At 73.8% G+C, this 18,355-nt stretch carries 22 protein-coding genes; 14 read left to right on the forward strand and 8 right to left on the reverse strand.

Going from position 1 to position 18,355, the window contains the following annotated elements:
- Nucleotides 1–393: 393 nt before the first annotated feature.
- Nucleotides 394–1,182, reverse strand: coding sequence for a class F sortase (locus Ani05nite_RS40415; RefSeq protein WP_239131108.1), 789 nt, complete (start codon nucleotides 1,180–1,182; stop codon nucleotides 394–396).
- Nucleotides 1,183–1,237: 55 nt separating this feature from the next.
- Nucleotides 1,238–1,765, reverse strand: coding sequence for a hypothetical protein (locus Ani05nite_RS40420; protein ID WP_203777473.1), 528 nt, complete (start codon nucleotides 1,763–1,765; stop codon nucleotides 1,238–1,240).
- Between the two features lie 222 nt (nucleotides 1,766–1,987).
- Here Ani05nite_RS40420 and ctaJ point away from each other — a divergent pair, with 222 nt between their 5' ends.
- Both ctaJ and Ani05nite_RS40430 read left to right on the forward strand, forming a co-directional pair.
- Entirely contained in the window at nucleotides 1,988–2,281 is a 294-nt protein-coding gene (ctaJ, locus tag Ani05nite_RS40425) for an aa3-type cytochrome oxidase subunit CtaJ (protein ID WP_203777475.1), read from the forward strand.
- 70 nt (nucleotides 2,282–2,351) lie between these two features.
- The gene (locus Ani05nite_RS40430) at nucleotides 2,352–2,759 is read left to right on the forward strand and encodes a DUF5130 family protein (RefSeq protein ID WP_239131113.1); all 408 of its coding nucleotides are present in this window, start codon (nucleotides 2,352–2,354) and stop codon (nucleotides 2,757–2,759) included.
- A gap of 20 nt (nucleotides 2,760–2,779) precedes the next feature.
- On the opposite strand, the gene Ani05nite_RS40435 is transcribed toward Ani05nite_RS40430, so the two are convergent.
- Both Ani05nite_RS40435 and pepN read right to left on the reverse strand, forming a co-directional pair.
- Nucleotides 2,780–3,340: a Uma2 family endonuclease gene (locus Ani05nite_RS40435; protein WP_203777478.1), complete on the reverse strand. Its 561-nt coding sequence runs from the start codon at nucleotides 3,338–3,340 to the stop codon at nucleotides 2,780–2,782.
- A 121-nt stretch (nucleotides 3,341–3,461) separates the two neighbouring features.
- A complete protein-coding gene (gene pepN, locus Ani05nite_RS40440) occupies nucleotides 3,462–6,020 on the reverse strand; it encodes an aminopeptidase N (protein WP_203777480.1) in 2,559 nt (852 codons plus the stop codon).
- 127 nt (nucleotides 6,021–6,147) lie between these two features.
- Here pepN and Ani05nite_RS40445 point away from each other — a divergent pair, with 127 nt between their 5' ends.
- The 5 genes from Ani05nite_RS40445 (at nucleotide 6,148) to Ani05nite_RS40465 (ending at nucleotide 9,748) form a co-directional block, all read left to right on the forward strand.
- A complete protein-coding gene (locus Ani05nite_RS40445; protein WP_203777482.1) occupies nucleotides 6,148–6,774 on the forward strand; it encodes a mycothiol-dependent nitroreductase Rv2466c family protein in 627 nt (208 codons plus the stop codon).
- Between the two features lie 65 nt (nucleotides 6,775–6,839).
- Nucleotides 6,840–7,082: a hypothetical protein gene (locus Ani05nite_RS40450; protein WP_203777484.1), complete on the forward strand. Its 243-nt coding sequence runs from the start codon at nucleotides 6,840–6,842 to the stop codon at nucleotides 7,080–7,082.
- A gap of 59 nt (nucleotides 7,083–7,141) precedes the next feature.
- A complete protein-coding gene (locus Ani05nite_RS40455) occupies nucleotides 7,142–8,332 on the forward strand; it encodes a DUF1015 family protein (RefSeq protein WP_203777486.1) in 1,191 nt (396 codons plus the stop codon).
- 1 nt (nucleotide 8,333) lies between these two features.
- The gene (locus Ani05nite_RS40460; RefSeq protein WP_203777488.1) at nucleotides 8,334–9,251 is read left to right on the forward strand and encodes an alpha/beta hydrolase; all 918 of its coding nucleotides are present in this window, start codon (nucleotides 8,334–8,336) and stop codon (nucleotides 9,249–9,251) included.
- 23 nt (nucleotides 9,252–9,274) lie between these two features.
- Nucleotides 9,275–9,748: a ribose-5-phosphate isomerase gene (locus Ani05nite_RS40465; protein ID WP_203777490.1), complete on the forward strand. Its 474-nt coding sequence runs from the start codon at nucleotides 9,275–9,277 to the stop codon at nucleotides 9,746–9,748.
- Between the two features lie 119 nt (nucleotides 9,749–9,867).
- Here Ani05nite_RS40465 and Ani05nite_RS42490 read toward each other — a convergent pair whose 3' ends face one another.
- A complete protein-coding gene (locus Ani05nite_RS42490) occupies nucleotides 9,868–10,380 on the reverse strand; it encodes a hypothetical protein (protein ID WP_377880189.1) in 513 nt (170 codons plus the stop codon).
- Between the two features lie 29 nt (nucleotides 10,381–10,409).
- Entirely contained in the window at nucleotides 10,410–11,651 is a 1,242-nt protein-coding gene (locus Ani05nite_RS40475) for a GNAT family N-acetyltransferase (RefSeq protein ID WP_203777492.1), read from the reverse strand.
- Nucleotides 11,652–11,749: 98 nt separating this feature from the next.
- Here Ani05nite_RS40475 and Ani05nite_RS40480 point away from each other — a divergent pair, with 98 nt between their 5' ends.
- A complete protein-coding gene (locus tag Ani05nite_RS40480) occupies nucleotides 11,750–12,370 on the forward strand; it encodes a DNA-directed RNA polymerase II (RefSeq protein ID WP_203777494.1) in 621 nt (206 codons plus the stop codon).
- Nucleotides 12,371–12,437: 67 nt separating this feature from the next.
- Nucleotides 12,438–13,424 (forward strand): glycosyltransferase family 2 protein, encoded by a 987-nt coding sequence (locus Ani05nite_RS40485; protein ID WP_239131110.1) that lies wholly within the window; start codon nucleotides 12,438–12,440, stop codon nucleotides 13,422–13,424.
- Here Ani05nite_RS40485 and Ani05nite_RS40490 read toward each other — a convergent pair.
- Complete coding sequence (locus Ani05nite_RS40490; RefSeq protein WP_203777496.1) at nucleotides 13,345–14,475, reverse strand: CAP domain-containing protein; 1,131 nt, start codon at nucleotides 14,473–14,475, stop codon at nucleotides 13,345–13,347. The two genes, Ani05nite_RS40485 and Ani05nite_RS40490, sit on opposite strands and share 80 nt — an antisense overlap.
- A gap of 151 nt (nucleotides 14,476–14,626) precedes the next feature.
- On the opposite strand from Ani05nite_RS40490, the gene Ani05nite_RS40495 reads away from it, so the two are divergent.
- From Ani05nite_RS40495 to Ani05nite_RS40505, 3 genes are all read left to right on the forward strand, one after another.
- Nucleotides 14,627–15,007: a LapA family protein gene (locus tag Ani05nite_RS40495; RefSeq protein WP_203777498.1), complete on the forward strand. Its 381-nt coding sequence runs from the start codon at nucleotides 14,627–14,629 to the stop codon at nucleotides 15,005–15,007.
- An 84-nt stretch (nucleotides 15,008–15,091) separates the two neighbouring features.
- The gene (locus Ani05nite_RS40500) at nucleotides 15,092–15,415 is read left to right on the forward strand and encodes an ArsR/SmtB family transcription factor (RefSeq protein ID WP_203777500.1); all 324 of its coding nucleotides are present in this window, start codon (nucleotides 15,092–15,094) and stop codon (nucleotides 15,413–15,415) included.
- On the forward strand, nucleotides 15,412–15,954 hold the full coding sequence (locus Ani05nite_RS40505; RefSeq protein ID WP_203777501.1) for an SRPBCC domain-containing protein: 543 nt from the start codon (nucleotides 15,412–15,414) through the stop codon (nucleotides 15,952–15,954). The genes Ani05nite_RS40500 and Ani05nite_RS40505 overlap by 4 nt, the downstream gene beginning before the upstream one ends.
- On the opposite strand, the gene Ani05nite_RS40510 is transcribed toward Ani05nite_RS40505, so the two are convergent.
- Nucleotides 15,951–16,478 carry a hypothetical protein gene (locus Ani05nite_RS40510; RefSeq protein ID WP_203777503.1) on the reverse strand — a complete coding sequence of 176 codons (528 nt, stop codon included), beginning with the start codon at nucleotides 16,476–16,478 and terminating at the stop codon, nucleotides 15,951–15,953. The two genes, Ani05nite_RS40505 and Ani05nite_RS40510, sit on opposite strands and share 4 nt — an antisense overlap.
- A 72-nt stretch (nucleotides 16,479–16,550) precedes the next feature.
- On the opposite strand from Ani05nite_RS40510, the gene Ani05nite_RS40515 reads away from it, so the two are divergent.
- Nucleotides 16,551–17,315: a helix-turn-helix domain-containing protein gene (locus Ani05nite_RS40515; RefSeq protein WP_203777505.1), complete on the forward strand. Its 765-nt coding sequence runs from the start codon at nucleotides 16,551–16,553 to the stop codon at nucleotides 17,313–17,315.
- Between the two features lie 114 nt (nucleotides 17,316–17,429).
- Nucleotides 17,430–18,254, forward strand: coding sequence for a hypothetical protein (locus Ani05nite_RS40520; RefSeq protein WP_203777507.1), 825 nt, complete (start codon nucleotides 17,430–17,432; stop codon nucleotides 18,252–18,254).
- Nucleotides 18,255–18,355 lie beyond the last annotated feature (101 nt).

Raw genomic sequence — 18,355 nt, forward strand, 5'->3', positions numbered from 1 at the left:
TCCACGCATTGGCGCAACGTAGTCCGATCTTGTACAGTGGCGGCCCGCTGGACCGGATGAGCGCCACAAGATCTGCAACCTTCGAAGAATGCAGCGGGCAGCGAGAGACGTCCGGTGGCACGAGCACGGGCCGCAAGGCGGGAAGCAGCGCGGTGCCGAGCACGGCGGAGCTCCGGGGCGCGGAGGAGCACGCAGAAAGCACCCGCGAAGCAGCCCGGGCACCGGTCAGCGCAGGCGAGGCAGCGCGCGAGGCGCAGAGCATCACGAGCCCCGGAGCGGCGCGGTCCCCAGGCACGGCGAGAACGGCAGCGCCATGCCCGGTCATAGCCGGCACCTCAAGCCCCACCACAAGCCGAACAAAGCCGGGCGACCCCCCGAGGCACGACAGATATCTCAGGTCTCCTTCGCGCTCACCAGGCTGGCGAAAACCACCACATTGTCGCTGTACCCCCGCTTACCCCCCAGCCACCGCCCGCCGCACGTCATCAGCCGCAGGGATGGCCTGCTGTAGTCCCCGTAGACCCGCTTGACCGGCAGCTTCTCCTTGTTGAAGTGCTCCACCGAGTTGATCTGGAAGATCGCCACCGAGTCGTCCTCGCGCAGCACCTCGATCTTCTGTCCGGCCTTCAGCTTCCCCAGCCCGGCGAAGACCGACGGCCCGGTACGGGTGTCCGCGTGCCCCACGATCAGCGCCGGCCCGAACTGGCCCGGGGTCGGCCCCTGGTCGAACCAGCCCGCCTCGTTGTGCCTGGTCAGCGGCGGTACGTCCACCGAGCCGTCCGCCGCCCGTCCCACCCGCAGGATCGGCGCCTCCACCTTGATCGAGCGGATCGTCAGGCGTTTCGGCGTGCTCGGGTCGAGCACGGGGAACGCCCGTGGTGGCGGCTTGTCCGGGCCGCGGAACAGGTCGCCCAGGTTGAAGCCGGTGGCCGCGCCCAGGCCGGCGCCGACGGTGAACAGGCCGACGAAGACCAGGATCGCCGCCATCAGTCCGAGGGGCAGGGGCCGGCGGCCGGTTGTCGCGCGGGCGGCGGGCGGGCGGGTGCGGGCCGGGGCCGTCGCGATGCGGGCCGGGGGCCGGGGGGACGGGCGGCGGGCCGGTGGCGCGGCCGGCTGGGGCTGGCCGTGCGGCCGGGCGGCCAGGATCTCGGCGGGGCGGCGGCGCAGCACCGATTGGGGCATCCGGGGGCCGTGCGGGACCGGCCGGGGGGTTGCCGGGCGGGTCATCCGGGGCGCCTCAGCCGAGGCGGCGGCGCCGGGCGGCCACCACGCTCAGCGCGACGCCGGCCATCAGGGCTGCCAGGCCGCCGCCGATCAGGACCGGCGCCGAGCCGCCGCCGGCTGTGCCCCCGCCGCCGGTTGCCGGGCCGCGGGTCGGTTCGACCTTCAGCACCACGTGCAGCGTGCTTTTCGCTGTCTTGCCGTCGGGGCAGGTCAGGGTGACCGAGTAGTTGCCCGGGTCGGTGGTGGCCGGCACTCTCGCCGTCGCGGTGAGGAAGCCGTACCGCGGGGAGACGATGACCGCGCCGGTGGGCGTCGTGGTGACCGTCGCCGCCTTGAGGTTGTCGTCGCAGCTGGCCCGGATGCCGACGTCGTCCCCGGCGCGGACCGTGCTGGGGTTGATCTCGACGAAGACGCCGGCGCGGAGCCGGCCCGGAGGGAGCTGGGCGAAGTCGCCGGCGGCCCGGGCGGGGGATCCGTCGCACAGCGCGGCCGGCAGGGCCAGGGCCAGCGCGGTCAGCGCGGCCGGGACGGGTGTGCGCATGACTCCCCCTCCTGCCGCCCGGGGGTACGAACTTCGCGGACGGCTCGTGGGGGTGATTTTCGCACCTCCGGGCCGTTTTCGCGTGGGTGCGGAGATCCCGCTTATGAGTGTTGACACCCGACGCTCCGCGACGACCCGCACTCCGCTACCGTGATTGACGTTCGGATCACTGGGAAAACAGTGAATCAGCCCGGTTCCTTATGACGCCTGGGGGCGTTGAGGTTGTCGATTTTCAGCACGCTTCTCATCTACGCGATCATCCCGTTGGGGGTCATCGCCATCGTCGCCGCGCTCGTCGCGTCCGGGTCCGGGCGGAGCCGGCCCGCCCGGCGCTACCGGCCCGGCCGGCCGTACGACTTCAAGCCGATCTGGTTCCTGGCCTCGCCCGCGCAGGTCAGCCCGGCCTTCGGCGGCAAGACCTCGTCCGCTCCGGAGCTTCCCGCCGGCGTCCTCGAGGATGCCACGGGCATGCAGGTCCGGCCCGGCCCGACAGGAGGCGCAAGTGACCGTTGGTGAGCAGCAGGCCATCGTCAGCGGCTCCGGCGAGCAGCCGCTGACCGAGCTCGACCGGCCCGGCGGCCCGACGATCGCCGAGGATCCCGGGCAGACCACGTCCGCCGAGGGCGTCGCGGCGCTGGACGGGCCGTTCACCACGCGGCAGCTGCTGCGCCTCGACGAGGCGTTGCGGGTCGCCGACCAGCAGACCGGCCTGACCTTCAGCGTCTACATCGGCGACCTCGAGGAGCCGACCCGCCAGTACGCCGAGCAGCTGCACCGCCGGCTCGACGGCGCGGCGAAGGCGGTGCTCGTCGCCATCTCGCCGAACCAGCGGGTGCTGGAGATCGTCACCGGTTCGGACGCCCGCAAGCGCATCTCCGACCGCGACGCCAAGCTGGCGGCGCTGTCGATGGCGGCGTCCTTCGCCGGGGGCGACCTCGCCGGCGGTGTGCTGGCCGGGCTGGACCAGCTGGCGTCGCACGCCGGCCGGCACTAGGACTCCGGCCGGCACCAGGACTACAGCCAGGCGGACGGGGCGACCCGGACCGCGAACGGGGCGTCGACCTGCACCAGGTCGGCGCCCTGCACTGTCTTGCCGTGCTCGTAGCCGCCGGGCCCCAGGGCGTACGTGTGCAGCACCGGCGCCGGCTCGGACTCGATCCGCCAGAAGGCCGGGATCCCCGCCTCGGCGTACAGGGCCGGCTTGAGCAGCCGGTCGTAGCGCCGGCTGGTGCCGGTCTCCACCTCGATCACGCACGCGACGTCGGCGGGATCGGCCCAGACCGCGCCCGAGGAGTACGGCTTCAACACGGTCACGTCCGGCACCAGGTTGCTCGCGCCGGTCTCGATGCCCAGCCGGGCGCAGACCCACCAGCCGGCCGGCGCCGCGCCCCGCAGGATGGTCAGCACGGCCCGGACGATGCTCTCGTGGGGGCCGTCCAGCGGCGGGGTGACGTGCAGGCTGCCGTCGACGATCTCGTACCGGTGCCCGTCCTGCGGGAACAGGTGCAGGTCCGGTTCGGTCCAGCGGCCCTCGGGGGCGGTCCACCGCGTCAGGGCGTTCGCGCCGATCGCCACCGGGCCACCTCCATCACTGTGGAGTGCCAGCGTACTCACGCTGTGTTGTTTCCGGTGGGTTTCGGGGGCCGAAAGTTTCGCGGGTCGCGCGGATTTCCTCCGCACGACCCGCGTGAACTCATCAACCGGCGGCGGCGTCCTTCGCCCGGGCCTTCAGCGCCCGCAGCACCCCGTCCCGGCCCTCGGCCACCAGCCGGCGCAGCGACGGCGAGTGCCCGTTGCCGGCCAGCCAGTCGTCGGTCAGGGCCACCGTCTCCGGGCTGACCTGGTAGGCCGGGTAGGCCAGCATGGCGAACTCCTGCGCGGGCTCGCTGTCGGAGCGGGCCCACACGTCGTCGACCACCTCGAAGAACTTCGGCGCGTAGGGCGCGGTCAGCGCCACCTGCGTCGAGGTCTGGAAGCCCTGCAGCAGCGAGCGGCTGAGCCAGTTCGGCAGCTTCTCCTCGCCGGTCAGCTGCGCCCAGACCCGGGCCTTGTTCTCCGCCGTGGGCAGCAGCGCCCGGGCCAGCGCGGCCTCCCGCTCGCCGCTGGCCGTACGGTCCGACGCCAGCTCGTCGGCGATCTCCTGCTCGGTCGCCACGCCCCGGGCGGCCAGCGCCTCCAGCAGCGACCAGCGCAGCTCGGTGTCGATGGTCAGCCCGGCGGGCACCCCCGCGCCGGTCAGCCAGCCCCGCAGCGCCGCGAGGTCGTCCTCGCCGCGGGCCGCGTTAACGAAGGCGCGCGCCCAGGCCAGCTGGAAGCCGCTGCCCGGCTCGGCCGCGGCCAGCGCCTGGCGGGCCGTGTCGGCGAGCAGGGCCCAGCCGGTCGGCGCCCACTGCGGGTCCGCGTACATGGTCAGCGTGGTGGCCGCCTGCCGCAGCGTCGCGGTGGTCAGGTTGATGTCGCGTTCCTTGGGCAGGCCGGTGCTGACCAGCGCCAGGTAGTCCCGGGCGGCCAGCTCGGCGTCGCGCAGCATGTCCCAGGCCGCGGCCCAGCACAGCGCCCGCGGCAGGGACGACTCGAAGCCGTCGATGTGCTTGACGACCGTGGCCATCGAGCGCTCGTCCAGCCGCAGCTTGGCGTAGGTCAGGTCGTCGTCGTTGAGCAGCAGCACGTCGGCCGCCGGCACGCCGGCCAGCGCCGTCAGCTCGGTCTCCTCGCCGCTGACGTCGACCTCCAGCAGCTCGCGGCGCACCAGCCGGTCGCCGCGGACGTCGTAGAGGCCCACGCCGATGCGGTGGGTGCGCAGCGTGGGATAGGCGACGGGCGCCTCCTGCCGGACCACGACCTTGTCGTACGTGCCGTCGGCGCCGATCGTCAGCACCGGGCGCAGCGTGTTGACCTGCGCGGTCTCCAGCCACTGGGCGGCGAACTTGCGCAGCTCGCGACCCGACGCCGTCTCCAGCTCGGTGAGCAGGTCGTCGAAGGTGGCGTTGCCCCACGCGTGCCGCTGGAAGTACGCCCGCAGCCCGGCCCGGAACGCGTCCAGCCCGACGTACGCGACGAGCTGCTTGATGACGCTGGCGCCCTTGGCGTACGTGATGCCGTCGAAGTTGACCTCGACGGCCTCCAGGTCCGGCATCTCGCAGTACACCGGGTGGGTGGAGGAGAGCTGGTCCTGCCGGTAGCCCCAGGTCTTGCGGACCGACAGGAACGTCGTCCACGCGTCGGTGAAGCGGGTGGCGGAGGTGTTGCACCAGTGGCTGGCCCACTCGGCGAACGACTCGTTCAGCCACAGGTCGTTCCACCAGCGCATGGTGACCAGGTCGCCGAACCACATGTGGGCCAGCTCGTGCAGGATCGTGTTGGCGCGCTGCTCGTACTCGTAGTCGGTGACCTGCGAGCGGAAGATGTAGTGGGCCTCGGCGTGCGTGACGCAGCCGAAGTTCTCCATCGCGCCGGCGTTGAAATCGGGCACCCACAGCTGGTCGTACTTCGGCAGCGGGTAGCGCACGCCGAACTGCTCGTGGAAGAAGTCGAAGCCCTGCTTGGTGATCAGGAACAGGTCGTCCGGGTCGAGGTACTGCGCCATCGAGGCCCGGCAGAAGATGCCCAGCTCGATGCCGTCGTGGCTGTCGCGCACCTCGTGGTACGGCCCCGCGCACAGCGCCGTGATGTACGTGCTCATCCGCGGCGACGTGCTGAAGTGCACCGTCTTCGCGCCGCCGTCGGCCGGGGCCGTCTCGGCGACCGGCATGTTGGACACGACCTTCCAGTGCCCCGGGACGGTGGCGTGCCAGGTGAAGATGCTCTTGAGGTCGGGCTGGTCGAAGGCGGCGTAGACGCGCTGAGCGTCCGCCGTCTCGAACTGGCTGTACAGGTAGATCTCCTGGTCGACCGGATCCTCGCTGCGCTGCAGGCCCTGCCCGCTGGCCGAGTACGCGAAGTCCGCGTCGACGACCAGGGTGTTGTCGGCCGCCAGGCCGGTCAGGGTAAGACCGGCCTCCGCCGACCACTCGGACAGGTCGACCGGCGTGCCGTTGAGCACCGCCGAGCGCACCGTCGCCGCCGCCACCTCGATGAACGTCTGCGCGCCGGGCTCGGCGCAGCGGAACGTGACCTCGGTGGTGGAACGGAACGTGCCGGCGCCGGGCCCGCCCTTGCCGTCGGTCAGGTCCAGGGCGATGTCGTATCCGGTCACCTCGAGCAGGCGGGCCCGCTCGGCCGCCTCGACCTGGGTCAGGTTACGAACTCCGGCCACGTTCACTCTCCTCCATGCTGGTCCGGGCGGCGTCGCCCTGACCTAGAGCTTTCCACGTCACCCTATGCGCTCGATCGGTGGCGCATGTCACCGCCGGGGCCGGGCCCGGCGAGGGAGGATCGAGGGCATGACTGAACGCTCCGCGGTCGACATGTGGTTCGACCCGATCTGCCCCTGGGCCTGGATGACCTCCCGCTGGTTGCTCGAGGTGGAGAAGGTCCGGACCATCGACATCACGTTCAATGTGATGAGCCTCTCGGTGCTCAATTCCGGCCGTGACCTGCCGGAGCAGTATCAGGAGCTCATGACCAAGGGATGGGGCCCGGTCCGGGTCTGCATCGCCGCCGCCGAGACCGCCGGGCCGCAGGTCCTGCGGGACCTGTACACCGCCCTGGGCACCCGGATCCACCTGCAGAAGTACGAGCTCGACGAGAAGCTCTACACCGAGGCGCTGGCCGAGGTCGGCCTCGATCCGGCCCTGGCCGACGCGGCCGGCAGCGACGCCTGGGACGACGCGCTGACGGCCAGCCACAACGCCGGGATGAAGCCGGTCGGCACGGACGTCGGCACGCCGGTCATCCACGCGCCCGGCCCGGCCGAGGGCGAGAAGGTCGCCTTCTTCGGCCCGGTGGTCACGCCGGCGCCGAAGGGCGAGGCGGCCGGCAAGCTCTGGGACGGCGTCCTGCTGGTGGCCGGCACGCCCGGCTTCTACGAGCTCAAGCGCACGCGGGACCTCGGCCCCATCTTCGAGTGAGACGCCACCGGATCCTCCGGCCGGTCGTTGGACGCGGTGAGTACCCCTTCCGACCGGAGGCTCCGATGGCTGAGTCCGACAGCGTTGCCACTTCCACGATCGCCGTGCACCGCGAGGCCTGGGACAGCTTCTGCCCCAACCTGCCGGCGGAGGTGGCCGCCATGGTGGCGCCGCCCGTCACCGTCACCGCGTTCCCGGTGGCCGGGGCCGGGCCGGCGGTCACGGCCGTCCGCAAGGCGAAGCAGGCCACGCTGCGCGGCAACATGCCGTCCGTGCCCGCGTACGGCAAGGGCCGCCGCGCGAAGTGAGCGTGGGAACACACCGGGGTGTGCGCGCGGCCCGTACGGCCGGTCGGTAGGTTCGCGGCATGACGGTCGTGCACCCGATCAGCCGGGCCTGGATCACCACTGGCGGCACCGGCGCGCAGAACTACGACGAGTTCGCCGACGATGCCGAGATCACCGGGATCATCGCCGCGAACCCGCACAGCGCGCTCGCCATCGAGATGCCCCACCGGGCGCCCGAGTCCCTGGGCAGGTCGTTCCTGGACTGCCTGGGCGACGCCGCCGAGCGGCTGGCCCGGGAGCAGGCCGCGGGCAGCTACTCGGCCGCCGAGCAGGTGGTGGTCCTCTACCGGATCTCCGCCGCCGGCGAGCCCGACGCGTACGGGCTGTGGGCGATGGTCGACACCGACCAGATCTCCACCAGCGCGGACGAGCCCGGCCTGGTGATCCGCAACGAGGACGTGTTCATCGCCAAGGTGCGCGAGCGCGTCGCCCTGGCCGAGGCGCTGCGGACCCTGCTGTCGCCGGTGCTGCTGCTGCAGACCGGCAAGGGCGAGGAGCTGCACGCCGCGCTGGCCGCCGCCACCGAGGCGGCCGGGGCGCCCGCGGCCACCGACACCGACCAGAGCGGCCGCACCCACGCCATCTGGGTGGTGCCGGCCGGTCCGCTGCAGAACGAGCTGACCGCGCTGGCCGGCGGCGGCGAGCTGGTCGTCGCGGACGGCAACCACCGCAGCCTGGCGGCGCAGACCGGCGGCCTGCCGCGCTTCCTGGCGGTCGTCACGACCCCGGCGTCGGTCGCCATCCAGCCGTACAACCGCCTGGTCAGCGAGCTGCCGGAGGCGGACTTCGCGGCCCGGCTGACCGCGGCCGGGGCCCGGGTCGAGGAGCTGCCGCGGCCGGCGGCGGTGCCCGCCAAGGGCACCATCGAGCTGTACGCGGCCGGCCGGTCGTACGCGGTCGTGCTGCCGCGGGTCGAGGGCGCGTCGGCCGTGGAGAGCCTGGACCACGCCCTGGTGGAGCGGATCCTGCTCGGCGACGTCCTCGGGCTCGATCCCGGCGACAAGCGCGTCTCCTACATCGGCGGCGACTACCCGGCCGAGTGGCTGCGCGGCGAGGTCGACGCCGGCCGGGCCGAGCTGGCCGTGCTGATCGCCCCGGTGACGGTCGAGGACTTCGTGGCGGTCAACCTGGCCCGGCAGAAGCTGCCGCGCAAGAGCACCTGGTTCACCCCGAAGGCCCGCGGCGGCCTCGTGCTCGCCCAGCTCGACTGACATGCTGCACCCCCAGGTCGACGCGTCCCTGGCGATCAGGCGGCGGCCGGACGCCGCCGTGCTCGCCGCCGACCCGTACGAGCAGCTGCTGTTCGCGCGGCGGGCCATGGAGGAGTCGAACGAGGCCGAGTGTGGCCCGGCCATCCCGCTGCCCGTGGTGGTCGACGTGGACGCCGACGGCGTGCCCTGCCGGCTGTACGCGGCCCGCACCGGCGCGCCGGTCTTCGTCTACGTGCACGGCGGCGGCTGGTGCTACGGCAGCGTCGAGACGGTGGACCGGCTCTGCCGGCGCATCGCGGACCGCTCGGGCTGCGCGGTGCTGTCGGTGGACTACCGGCTCGCCCCCGAGCACGTCTTCCCGGCCGGCCTCACCGACGTCGAGACGGTGCTGGGTTGGGTCCGCAAGGAGGGCGCGGGTCTGGGCGTGGACCCGTCCCGGCTGGCCATCGGCGGGGACAGCTCCGGCGGCCAGCTCGCCACGGTCGCCGCCCGGCGTCAGCGCGACGCCGCCACCCCGCTCGACTACCAGGTGCTGATCTACCCCGCGATCGACCCGATGACGGCCTCGGAGTCCTACGACGAGGTGGGCGGGCACGGCCTGGACCGCGCCTCGATGCGGCTGGCCTGGGAGACGTTCGTGCCCGACCCGGCGCAGCGCTTCAGCCCGGACGTGGCCCCGCTGGCGGTGGCCGACCTGGCCGGCATGCCGCCGACCCTGCTGCTCACCGCCGAGTACGACGTCCTGCGCGACGAGGGCGCCGACTACGCGGACGCGCTGCTGAGCGCGGGTGTGCCCGTCGTCCACGTCCGGTACGCGGGCGTCAACCACGGTTTCGCGCGCAAGCTGGCCCTCTTCGACGCCGCCCGGGCCGCGGCCGACCAGATCGCCGTGAGCCTGCGGGCCGCGCTGACGTTCTGATCGCGGTTTGACAGACTGCCGTCATGCGCGTCTACCTGGGTTCCGATCACGCCGGCTACGAGCTGAAGATGCACCTCGTCAACCACCTCGGCAAGCAGGGCTACGACGTCGTCGACGTCGGACCGCACGTCTACGACCCCGAGGACGATTACCCGGCGTTCTGCCTGACCACCGGCGCGAGGGTGGTCGCCGACGAGGGCAGCCTGGGCATCGTCATCGGCGGTTCGGGCAACGGCGAGCAGATCGCCGCCAACAAGATCGCCGGGGTCCGCTCGGCGCTGGCCTGGAAGGCGGAGATCGCCCAGCTGGCCCGTCAGCACAACGACGCCAACGTCCTGGCCATCGGCGGCCGGCAGCACCCGCTCGACGAGGCCACCGCGATGGCCGAGGCGTTCCTGACCACCCCGTTCTCGGGCGACGAGCGGCACGCCCGCCGGATCGCCCAGCTCGCCGACTACGAGCGCACCCGCGAGCTGCCGCCCCTGCCGCAGAGCTGACCGGCCGCCGCGCCCCCGCCGGCCCCGGCAGGGCCGGCGCGGCTCCCGGCCCCGGCGGGCGCGGGCTCCCGGCCCCGTCAGGGCCGGCGCGGCTCCCGACCCCGTCAGGCCCGGCGCGGCTACCGGTTGCGGGGCAGGTCCTCGCGCGGCATCCAGTTGCGCCGCACGATGACCAGCTCGGCCTCCGCCTCGGCGAGCTGCTCGGCCGTCGGCCGGGCAGCGTCCCGGGCCCGCAGCGCGGCCCCCACGCTGACCTGCGACGAGCCGGAGCCGACGAGCCCCCGCAGGCCCCGTTCCGACTGGTCGTCACCGCCGGCGCCGGCCCCGGACGTGGGCCGGGCGACAGGCCGGGCCGGGCGGCCCGGTGGTAGGGGCCCGGTCCGCGGCGACGGGGCGCCCGGCCGGGGAGCCGGCCCGACGGGCTCGGCGGACGCCGGCGTCTCGGGCTCGGGGTCGAGCACCGCGGCCGTCTCGGCCACGGATCCGCCGGGCGCCGGCGACCGGTGCCCGGCCGGGGCGGTCACAGCCGGCTGGGTCGCCGCGGGGGACGGGTCGGCGGGCGCGGCGGGCGGGGTCGCGGCCGACGAGGAGGGACGCAAGCGGCGGCGTCGACGTTCGGGTTCTTCGCCCATGACGCCGAACCTACCGCCGCGTGGCCCACTCAGAACACCTCGGTGGGATTCGGCAGCCGGTGCCAGCCGAACGCGACGGCGGCGCGGCGCAGGCTGCCCGGGGTGAGCTCGCGTACCGTGCCGGCGGCGGCCAGGGCGGCCAGCGACGTGGCGCCCAGATAGGCCGAGCCGAGTTCCAGGATGGTGCAGGCCAGGTCGGCCGGGTCGGTCGTGGGCGTACAGGTGGCTCGGCCGTCCGGGCCGGCGGTCAGGCGCCAGCGGCCGGTGTTCTGCTCCAGCAGCGGATCGGTGACCTCCAGCACCACGTCGACCGGGGCCGCGTACGACCGGGCCGCCAGCGCCTTCGGCAGGTCGGTGATGCGGACCCAGAGGCCGTCGGCCAGGGTGCTGCCGAGCCGGCGCGGCTCGTCGACCAGGTACTGCAACGGCTCGTCGACCGCGGCGAAGTGGACCTTCACCGTGCGGGCCAGATCGATGGTGAGCAGGAAGTGCCACAGGGCGGCGTACGCGGCCGGGTCGTCGGCCACCACCTCGCGCACCTGCACGTCGGAGTTCGGCCCGCGGCTGTCCCACTCGCCCTTGGTGCGCCACAGCGCGTAGCCCGCGGGCCCGTCCGGCGTGTCGTAGACCACACCGCGCAGTCCGGTCGCGCCGTCCCGCTGGGACTCCAGGTCGGCCAGCACGTACCGCCACCACCGGTCGTCGCGGCTGGACCAGCCGGTGCGCTCCGGGCGTACCCGCTCGTAGACCTTGGTCAGCTCGGCGATGACGTCCTTCGGCTCGACCAGGCGCAGCCGGTCGGCCGAGCCGGGCGCGAGCCCCGCCGGCGGGCGTACCTCACGCATCATGATCTCCATGCGCAGGCGCTGCGCCGCCGGTCCGTAGCCGAACCGCGGGTAGATCTTGGTCTCGCTGGCCCACAGCACCGCGATCGGCTCGCGGCCCGCGGCCGCGATCTCCCGCAGCTGGCGGTGCATCATCCGGGTGAGCAGCCCGCGGCGTTTGTGGGTCGGCGCGACGCCGACCAGCGTGACGTGCGCGGCCGGCACGATCGCGCCGGGCACGGTCAGCTCCCGGGTGTACGCCGCGGCGTGCCCGACGACGGTGGCGCCGTCCTCGGCGACCAGCGTCCGCTCCGGCTCCACGACCGAACCCTCGACGTCGCGGGCCTCCGCGCTGACCGGCTCGTGGAACGCGAAGCTCAGGAGGTCGGACACCGCCGGCCAGTCGTCGGCGTGGCCCGCCCTGAGGGTGATTCCGGAGTCGTCCATGCTGATTGTGTAACGGACGGCGCGCGCCACGGCGACCTATTTGCGGGCTCGTTACTCTCGAGACAGGGCGGCAACCGGCCGTACCGGGGAGGGGAACGATGCCTGAGCAACCGCAGTGGTCCGAGCGGACGCTCGACATGCCGCCGCAGGATCCCTGGGCCGATCCACCGACGGCCTCGGTGCCGCCGCGTCCGGCCCCGGCGCCGCCGGGTCAGCCGGCCCGCCCCGCGCAGCCGGCCCCGCCGCCGCCCTCGCCGTTCTCCAGCGGCCGCGCGGCGGTCAACCCGCACCCGCGCACCCGGCAGTTCGCGGCGGAGCACGAGCCGACCGGCACGGGCTGGCCCGGCACCGAGGCGCCGCAGGAGCGCCGCCCGCTCGGCTGGCACGTCGGCCAGCTGCGCCGCGGCGGCGAGTGGAGTTTCGCGGGCCTGCTGTTCGCGTTCGTCTGCTGGGGCATCTGGGCCATCTCGTCCGACGGCAACCTGACCGCGCCGGTCGTCGTCTTCATCGTGTCGCTGCTGGTCGCGGCGGGTCTGTTCGCGCTGTCCCGGCTGGTCGGCCGGCTGGTGCTGGAACGGCAGTTCGGCCGGGTACGCCGCACCGCCCGCGGCTCGCACATCGTCGCGGGCGTCTTCCTGGTCGGCGTGGGCATCGCCCACCTGCGCCAGACGGAGTGGGTCATGACGGCGTTCAACTGGACGGTCGACCTGTTCCGCTGACCCGTCGCCGGCACGATGTGGCGCAGATGACCGTCTTGACGCGCACGGTCCGGGTATCTGCGCGCCCATGGTCGATGAACGAACGGGCGTCGTGGTCATCACGTGGCAGCGGCGCGCTGAGGCGCTGGCGGCGGTGGCCCGCCTGACGGAGCTGCCGGAACGGCCGCCGGTCGTGCTGGTCGACAACGGCTCGGCCGACGGCACGGCGGAGGCGGTCCGGTCCCGGTTCCCGTCGGTTCGGGTGATCGCCCTGAGCGAGAACCTCGGCGCGGCCGGCCGCAACCTCGGGGTACGCGAGCTGGACACCCCCTACGTGGCGTTCTGTGACGACGACACGTGGTGGGAGCCGGGCTCGCTGACCCGGGCGGCGGACCTGCTGGACGCCCATCCCGGTATCGCCGTGCTCAACGCCCGGATCGTCGTGGAGCCCGGCGGCCACGACGACCCGATCGTCCGCGAGCTGCGCGAGTCGCCGGTGCCGGGCCCGCACTGGCTGCCCGGCCCCGCGCTCGGCAGTTTCCTGGCCGGCGCGTCCGTGGTCCGGCGGGACCCGTTCCTGGCCCACGGCGGGTTCAGCGGCCGGCTGTGGCTCGGCGGCGAGGAGGAACTGCTGGCCACCGACCTGCTCAGCGGCGGCTGGGAGCTGTGCTACCGCGACGACCTGGTGGTGCACCACCAGGTCGTCGCGGTCCCGGGACGCCCGGCTGCGCCGCCGCGTGGGCATCCGCAACACCCTGTGGTTCACCTGGCTGCGCCGGCCGTTGCCGGCGGCGCTGCGCCGGACGATGTTCCTGGCCCGCACGGTGCCCCGCGACCGGACCTCGGCGCTGGCCGCCTGGGACGCCGCGCGGGGTCTGCCGTGGCTGGTCACGCAGCGGCGCCCGCGCCCGGCGGCGGTCGAGGCCCGGCTCGCGCCGCTGGACGCGGCCCAGCGGCGCTCGACCGCCCGCCGATACGTCGGCTGAACGCCCGCGTCAGAGCGGGCTGGCGAAGTCCTGGGTCCAGACCAGTGAGCCCTGCGCGTCGGCCGCCACGCCGACCCCGATGTTCTTGAAGCCGCAGTTCAGGATGTTGGCCTTGTGCCCGGCGCTGTTCATCCAGCTCGTCATCACGTCGGCCGGGGTGCGCTGGCCCTTGGCGATGTTCTCGCCGGCGCCCGACCAGCGGTAGCCGGCGTTGGTGATCCGGGTGGCGAAGTCGACGCCCTCGGGTGTGGTGTGGCTGAAGTAGCCGCGGGCCGCCATGTCCGCCGAGTGCCCGCGGGCCGCGGTGGTGAGCCGGTCGTCGGCGGTCAGCGCCGCGCAGCCGGCCTTGGTCCGCTCGGTGTTGACGATCGAGAGGACCTCGACCTCCAGCGCGGCGTTGCCGGTCGCCGGGGTGGTCGGCTTCGGCGCCGCGGTGGTGGTCGCGGGCGCCGAGGGGCTGGGCGGGGAGGTGGGAGGCGCCGCCGGCGGGGTGGTGGCCGGGGCGGTCGTGCCGGGCGCCGTGCCGCCGGGGGTCGGGCTCGGCGGCGTCACGGTGGGGGAGACCGGTGGTGACGTCGGCAGGGTCGGCGGCGCGGAGTCGCCCGGGGTGACCGTGGCCGTCGCGCCCGGAACGCCGGAGGCCGTCGCGGTCGGTGCCGAGGTGGGCGGCGTGCCGTCGGTGGTGATGACCACCTTGTCGATGTCCGGGGCGGCGCCGACCGAGTTGGCGAACGAGACGTCGTTCTCGCCGGCCCGCAGCGTCGCGGTGAGCCGCAGCGTGGCCGGCCGGGAGGTGCCGCGGGTGCCGGGGAAGACGATCGCGGTGGGCACCGCGCCGTTCACGCTGATCTGCGCCGTACGGCTGCGTTCCGCGGTGTAGGTCACCGCCAGCCGGGCCGGTCCGTCCTTCTCCGCCACCACCGCGGTGACGGTGAGGACGCCCGTGCCGCCGATGCCGGTGACCCGCTTCCCGCCGGAGCAGCGCCGGCAGTCGACACTGTGCGCCCCGCCGGCGAAGGTGTTCCCGGAGGCTTCGGCCTCGTACGTGGCGGTGCCGGCGCTGGCGCTGGCCGCGACGGCGATTCCGGCGACGACGGTGACGACGGCCATGCCGCCGACGATGAGGACGGGTCTGCGCATGGTGATCCGAATCGTTGGGGGTGGGGTGGGGGTGGGCGGCCCGGCGCAGACGGTAACGTCCTTTTTCGACCTTGGTCTATTAGCTCCCGCTTAATTCTGGTAAGGGGCGAACGGGGTTGACGGAGAGCAGTTATGGGCAAGACTGAGAGTTATGGTCTTCCCATCCGAGAACCGTCCCCTCACCCCCGCCGAGGACGCCCCGCCGCCGCTTCCGCCGGAGCTGGCCGGCACGCTCGCGGGCCTCGAGGGCGCCGGTGAGGCGCCTCCGCGCCGGGAGCCGTCCGGGGTGCCGCGGACGCGGACCAGCGCCGTCTGGTTCGGAGTGTGGGCCGGCGCGCTCGGCCTGATCCTGCTGATCATCTTCGTGGCCCAGAACACCGGCAACGTGCGGCTCAGCTTCCTGTGGCTCGACGGTCAGCTCTCGCTGGCGCTGGCGATGCTCATCGCGGGGGTATGCGGGGCGCTGATCGCGATGGCCGTGGCCGCCGTACGGATCATCCAGCTGCGCCGCCTGGTCCGCCGCCGCCGCTGAGCACCACCGACTCCGTCCGGCGATCCGCCGGGCGGAGTTTTTCCGGCCTTGACATGTGACCTCTGGGTCACATAACTTGGCGTCATGAACGAGGACGACGACCGGGTGTTCAAGGCGCTCGCCGACCCGACCCGTCGCTTCCTGCTCGACCTGCTCTTCGCCCGCGAGGGCCGCACCCTCACCGAGCTCGAGTCCGAGGTGGAGATGACGCGCTTCGGCGTGGCCAAGCACCTGAAGGTGCTCGAGGAGGCGGGGCTGGTCGTGGCCCGCCGCTCGGGCCGGGAGAAGTTGCACTTCCTCAACCCCGTGCCGATCCGGCTGATCCACGACCGCTGGATCGACAAGTACACCGAGCGTCACGTGACGGCGCTCGTCGATCTCAAGAAAGCGCTGGAGGACGAGACATGACCACCGAGACGACGGCCCAGCCCACGGCGGCGCTGACCACCCAGGTCTACCGCGTATGGATCAAGGCCCCGGCGGAGCGGATCTGGACCGCGATCACCGACCCGGAGTGGACCGTGAAGTACGGCTACGCCGCCCCGGCCTACTTCGACCTCAAGCCCGGCGGCGGGTACCACTCCGAGGCCACCGACGAGATGCGCGAGTTCGGCGCCCAGAACGGCTTCCCGATCCCCGACCGCATCGTCGACGGCGAGGTCGTCGAGAGCGACCCGCCCCGGCTGCTGGTGCAGACCTGGCGCATGCTGATGGACCCGACGACCGCCGCGGAGCCGTACACGACGCTGACCTACCTCATCGAGGAGCTCAAGTCCCAGCCCGGCGTGTGCCGGCTGACCCTCACCCACGAGTTGGCCGGCGCCCCGGCCACCGCGACGATGGTGGCCGGGTCGCCGCTCGACGAGGCCGGCGGAGGCGGCTGGGCCTGGGTGCTCAGCGACCTCAAGTCGGTGCTGGAGACGGGTACGTCGCTCAGCGGCCGCTAGCCGTTCGCGGGGGAGGCCGGCCCGCGCCGCCGGGCCAGCATCTCCTGTTCCAGCTGCCAGCTGTGGCCGCCGTCGTCGGAGACGTGCCCGAGCCAGCGGAAGGACTCATCGGTCAGCTCGGTGAACACCCAGCGGACCGCCGGCCCGCCGGGCCGGACACCCTGCTGGACGATGTCGCCGTGCTCGCCCGGCCGGCCGACGAGGGCGGTCACCCGGCCGGCGGGCGAGAACCAGACGACGTGCCAGTGGCCGGCGGCCGGGTCGAAGAGCCGCATGGTGCTCCCGCTCTCCCGGACCGGGTAGCCGTCGGGGCCGGGGGCGGTGAACCACATGACGTCCTGGACGGCGCGCCCGCCGAGCACCCGGCCGAAGGTCCACACCACGGTGCCGTCGACCCAGCGGCCGGTGCCCGGCTCGAGGTAGTGGTTGGTGACGTCCCAGACGCCGAGCAGGGGCGCGTACAGATCCGGCTCGAGGCCGGGAGCGGGCCCGGCGGCGCCGAGCCGATCAAGCAGTGCAGTCATGCCCCGAGCCTGCCGGGGGCGGGGCGCGCGGTCTTGAACGTTCTTGTCGTACCCGGGGCCTACCGTCGGGCCATGCTCACGCAAGCGGTGCTGGCCGAGGCGCCCGATCTGCGGGTGGCCACGGTGGGCTGCTCCGGCCCGGCCCGGTGGAGCGCGCCCGAGGAGGTCACGAGCAGCGCGGTCGTGCTGGTCCGCCGCGGCGTCTTCGCCCGCCGGGCGGACGGCCGGGCCGGCGTGGCCGACCCGGTGCAGGGCTACGTGCAGCGCCCGGGCCAGGTGCAACAGGTCGCCCACCCGGCCGGCGCCGACACGTGTACGAGCATCGGCATCGCCCCCGCCCTGGCGGACCGCCTGGGGTGGGCGGGCCCGCTCACGGTCTCGCCCCGGGCCGACCTGGCGCACCGCCGCCTGATCGCCCGCGCCACGGCCGGCGCCGGCCCGGCGGACCTGGCCGAGCTGGCCGCCGACCTGATCGCCCGGCTGCTGCCGCCCCCGGCCCGCCGCCCGCCGCGGCGCTCGGTCGACGACGTCCGCGTCGCCCTCAACGCCGACCCCCGCGCCCGCCTCGACGACCTGGCCGAGCTGGCCGGCTGCTCCCGCTGGCACCTGTCGCGCACGTTCCACGAGGTCACCGGAGTCACGATCAACACCTACCGGCTGCGCCTGCGGGCCCGCGCGGTGCTGGCCGAGCTGGGCGACTCCGCGGCGGGGCTGGCGGAGCTGGCGGCGCGGGCGGGCTTCGCCGACCAGGCCCACCTGAGCCGCACGATCCGTCGTGAGCTGGGCCTGTCACCCGGCGAGGTCCGCAGGCTCCTGGGCCCGCCGGCCGGGCGGTGACCGACCCACAGGGCGGCCCGCTGGCTGCCGACGTACGACCGGCGCCGAGCGCGACCGGCCATCGCTGCTTCACCAGCCGCACCACGGTTTGACCGCACCTGCCAGTCTCCAGGAATGCCGGCCCTCCCCGATGCGGCCACCCTGCGCCGCGCGCTGCGGCACCCCGCGGTCTGGTCCCCGCCGGCGATAGCTCTGCTCGTCCTCGCCGCGATGCCGTTCAACGACGGCTTCTACGAGTTCTGGGTCAACTTCGACCCGCACGGCGACGGCCAGCAGCAGGAGTGGGTGCACACCCGCCACCTCTTCCGCTCGACCTCGGGCCTGCTCTGCGGGCACCTGCTGGCGGTGGTGGCGGGGGCCGCCCTGAGCCGCCGGCACCGGCAGGCGGGCGCGCTGGCGCGGGCGGTGCCGTTGGGTGCGCTGCTGGCGGCGGTGACGGTCGCCGTGGCGTTCCCGCTGGCGCGCGGCCTCGACACCAGCCGGTTGCCCGCCGATGACCCGGTCCTGCTGCGGGAGCTGGCGGCTTTCCCGCTGTACGCCGCCGCCGGCGTGGGCCTGGGCCTGCTGTTCGCCGCTCGGGGACGCCGGTGGCGGCTGGTGCTGCCGCTGCTGGTGCTGGGCTGGGGCGTCGCCACCCTGACCGGGCTGCTCCAGGACGACACGTACCGGGCCTGGCCCTGGCTGCTCTGGACCGTGCCGTTCGTGGCGGCGGGCACGGCCATCGCCCTGGCGGGCCTGTCGATGGACGTGTGGGCGGTCCCGCCGGTGCTGGTGGGGGACTGGGGCCACAGCGCGAGCACCGCCCTGCTGGTGAGCGCGGGCGCGTACGCGGTGGTCCTGAACGCGGCCGCCGTTCTGCTGCGCCGGCGCCGCCGATCCGGGGCCCGGGCCGGTGGCGGCCGGGCCGGTGCCGAGGCTGAGTCACCCCCGAGACTTTGACCCAACTCCGCACCGGCCCTGGCGTACACCCGTGCACGCAGTGTGCCAATCCCTGGATGTCCCGGTGTTAACGGTTTGCTGTCGCCGCGTCCCACCGGCGT

This window comes from Actinoplanes nipponensis, assembly GCF_016862275.1.
Lineage (GTDB): Bacteria > Actinomycetota > Actinomycetes > Mycobacteriales > Micromonosporaceae > Actinoplanes > Actinoplanes nipponensis.

Coding starts and splice junctions, on each gene's coding strand:
- Ani05nite_RS40415 (WP_239131108.1), bottom strand. CDS start 1,182: ATGCCCCAATCGGTGCTGCGCCGCCGCCCCGCCGAGATCCTGGCCGCC.
- Ani05nite_RS40420 (WP_203777473.1), bottom strand. CDS start 1,765: ATGCGCACACCCGTCCCGGCCGCGCTGACCGCGCTGGCCCTGGCCCTG.
- Ani05nite_RS40445 (WP_203777482.1), top strand. CDS start 6,148: ATGACTGAACGCTCCGCGGTCGACATGTGGTTCGACCCGATCTGCCCC.
- Ani05nite_RS40450 (WP_203777484.1), top strand. CDS start 6,840: ATGGCTGAGTCCGACAGCGTTGCCACTTCCACGATCGCCGTGCACCGC.
- Ani05nite_RS40455 (WP_203777486.1), top strand. CDS start 7,142: ATGACGGTCGTGCACCCGATCAGCCGGGCCTGGATCACCACTGGCGGC.
- Ani05nite_RS40460 (WP_203777488.1), top strand. CDS start 8,334: ATGCTGCACCCCCAGGTCGACGCGTCCCTGGCGATCAGGCGGCGGCCG.
- Ani05nite_RS40465 (WP_203777490.1), top strand. CDS start 9,275: ATGCGCGTCTACCTGGGTTCCGATCACGCCGGCTACGAGCTGAAGATG.
- Ani05nite_RS42490 (WP_377880189.1), bottom strand. CDS start 10,380: ATGGGCGAAGAACCCGAACGTCGACGCCGCCGCTTGCGTCCCTCCTCG.
- Ani05nite_RS40475 (WP_203777492.1), bottom strand. CDS start 11,651: ATGGACGACTCCGGAATCACCCTCAGGGCGGGCCACGCCGACGACTGG.
- Ani05nite_RS40480 (WP_203777494.1), top strand. CDS start 11,750: ATGCCTGAGCAACCGCAGTGGTCCGAGCGGACGCTCGACATGCCGCCG.
- Ani05nite_RS40485 (WP_239131110.1), top strand. CDS start 12,438: ATGGTCGATGAACGAACGGGCGTCGTGGTCATCACGTGGCAGCGGCGC.
- Ani05nite_RS40490 (WP_203777496.1), bottom strand. CDS start 14,475: ATGCGCAGACCCGTCCTCATCGTCGGCGGCATGGCCGTCGTCACCGTC.
- Ani05nite_RS40495 (WP_203777498.1), top strand. CDS start 14,627: ATGGTCTTCCCATCCGAGAACCGTCCCCTCACCCCCGCCGAGGACGCC.
- Ani05nite_RS40500 (WP_203777500.1), top strand. CDS start 15,092: ATGAACGAGGACGACGACCGGGTGTTCAAGGCGCTCGCCGACCCGACC.
- Ani05nite_RS40505 (WP_203777501.1), top strand. CDS start 15,412: ATGACCACCGAGACGACGGCCCAGCCCACGGCGGCGCTGACCACCCAG.
- Ani05nite_RS40510 (WP_203777503.1), bottom strand. CDS start 16,478: ATGACTGCACTGCTTGATCGGCTCGGCGCCGCCGGGCCCGCTCCCGGC.
- Ani05nite_RS40515 (WP_203777505.1), top strand. CDS start 16,551: ATGCTCACGCAAGCGGTGCTGGCCGAGGCGCCCGATCTGCGGGTGGCC.
- Ani05nite_RS40520 (WP_203777507.1), top strand. CDS start 17,430: ATGCCGGCCCTCCCCGATGCGGCCACCCTGCGCCGCGCGCTGCGGCAC.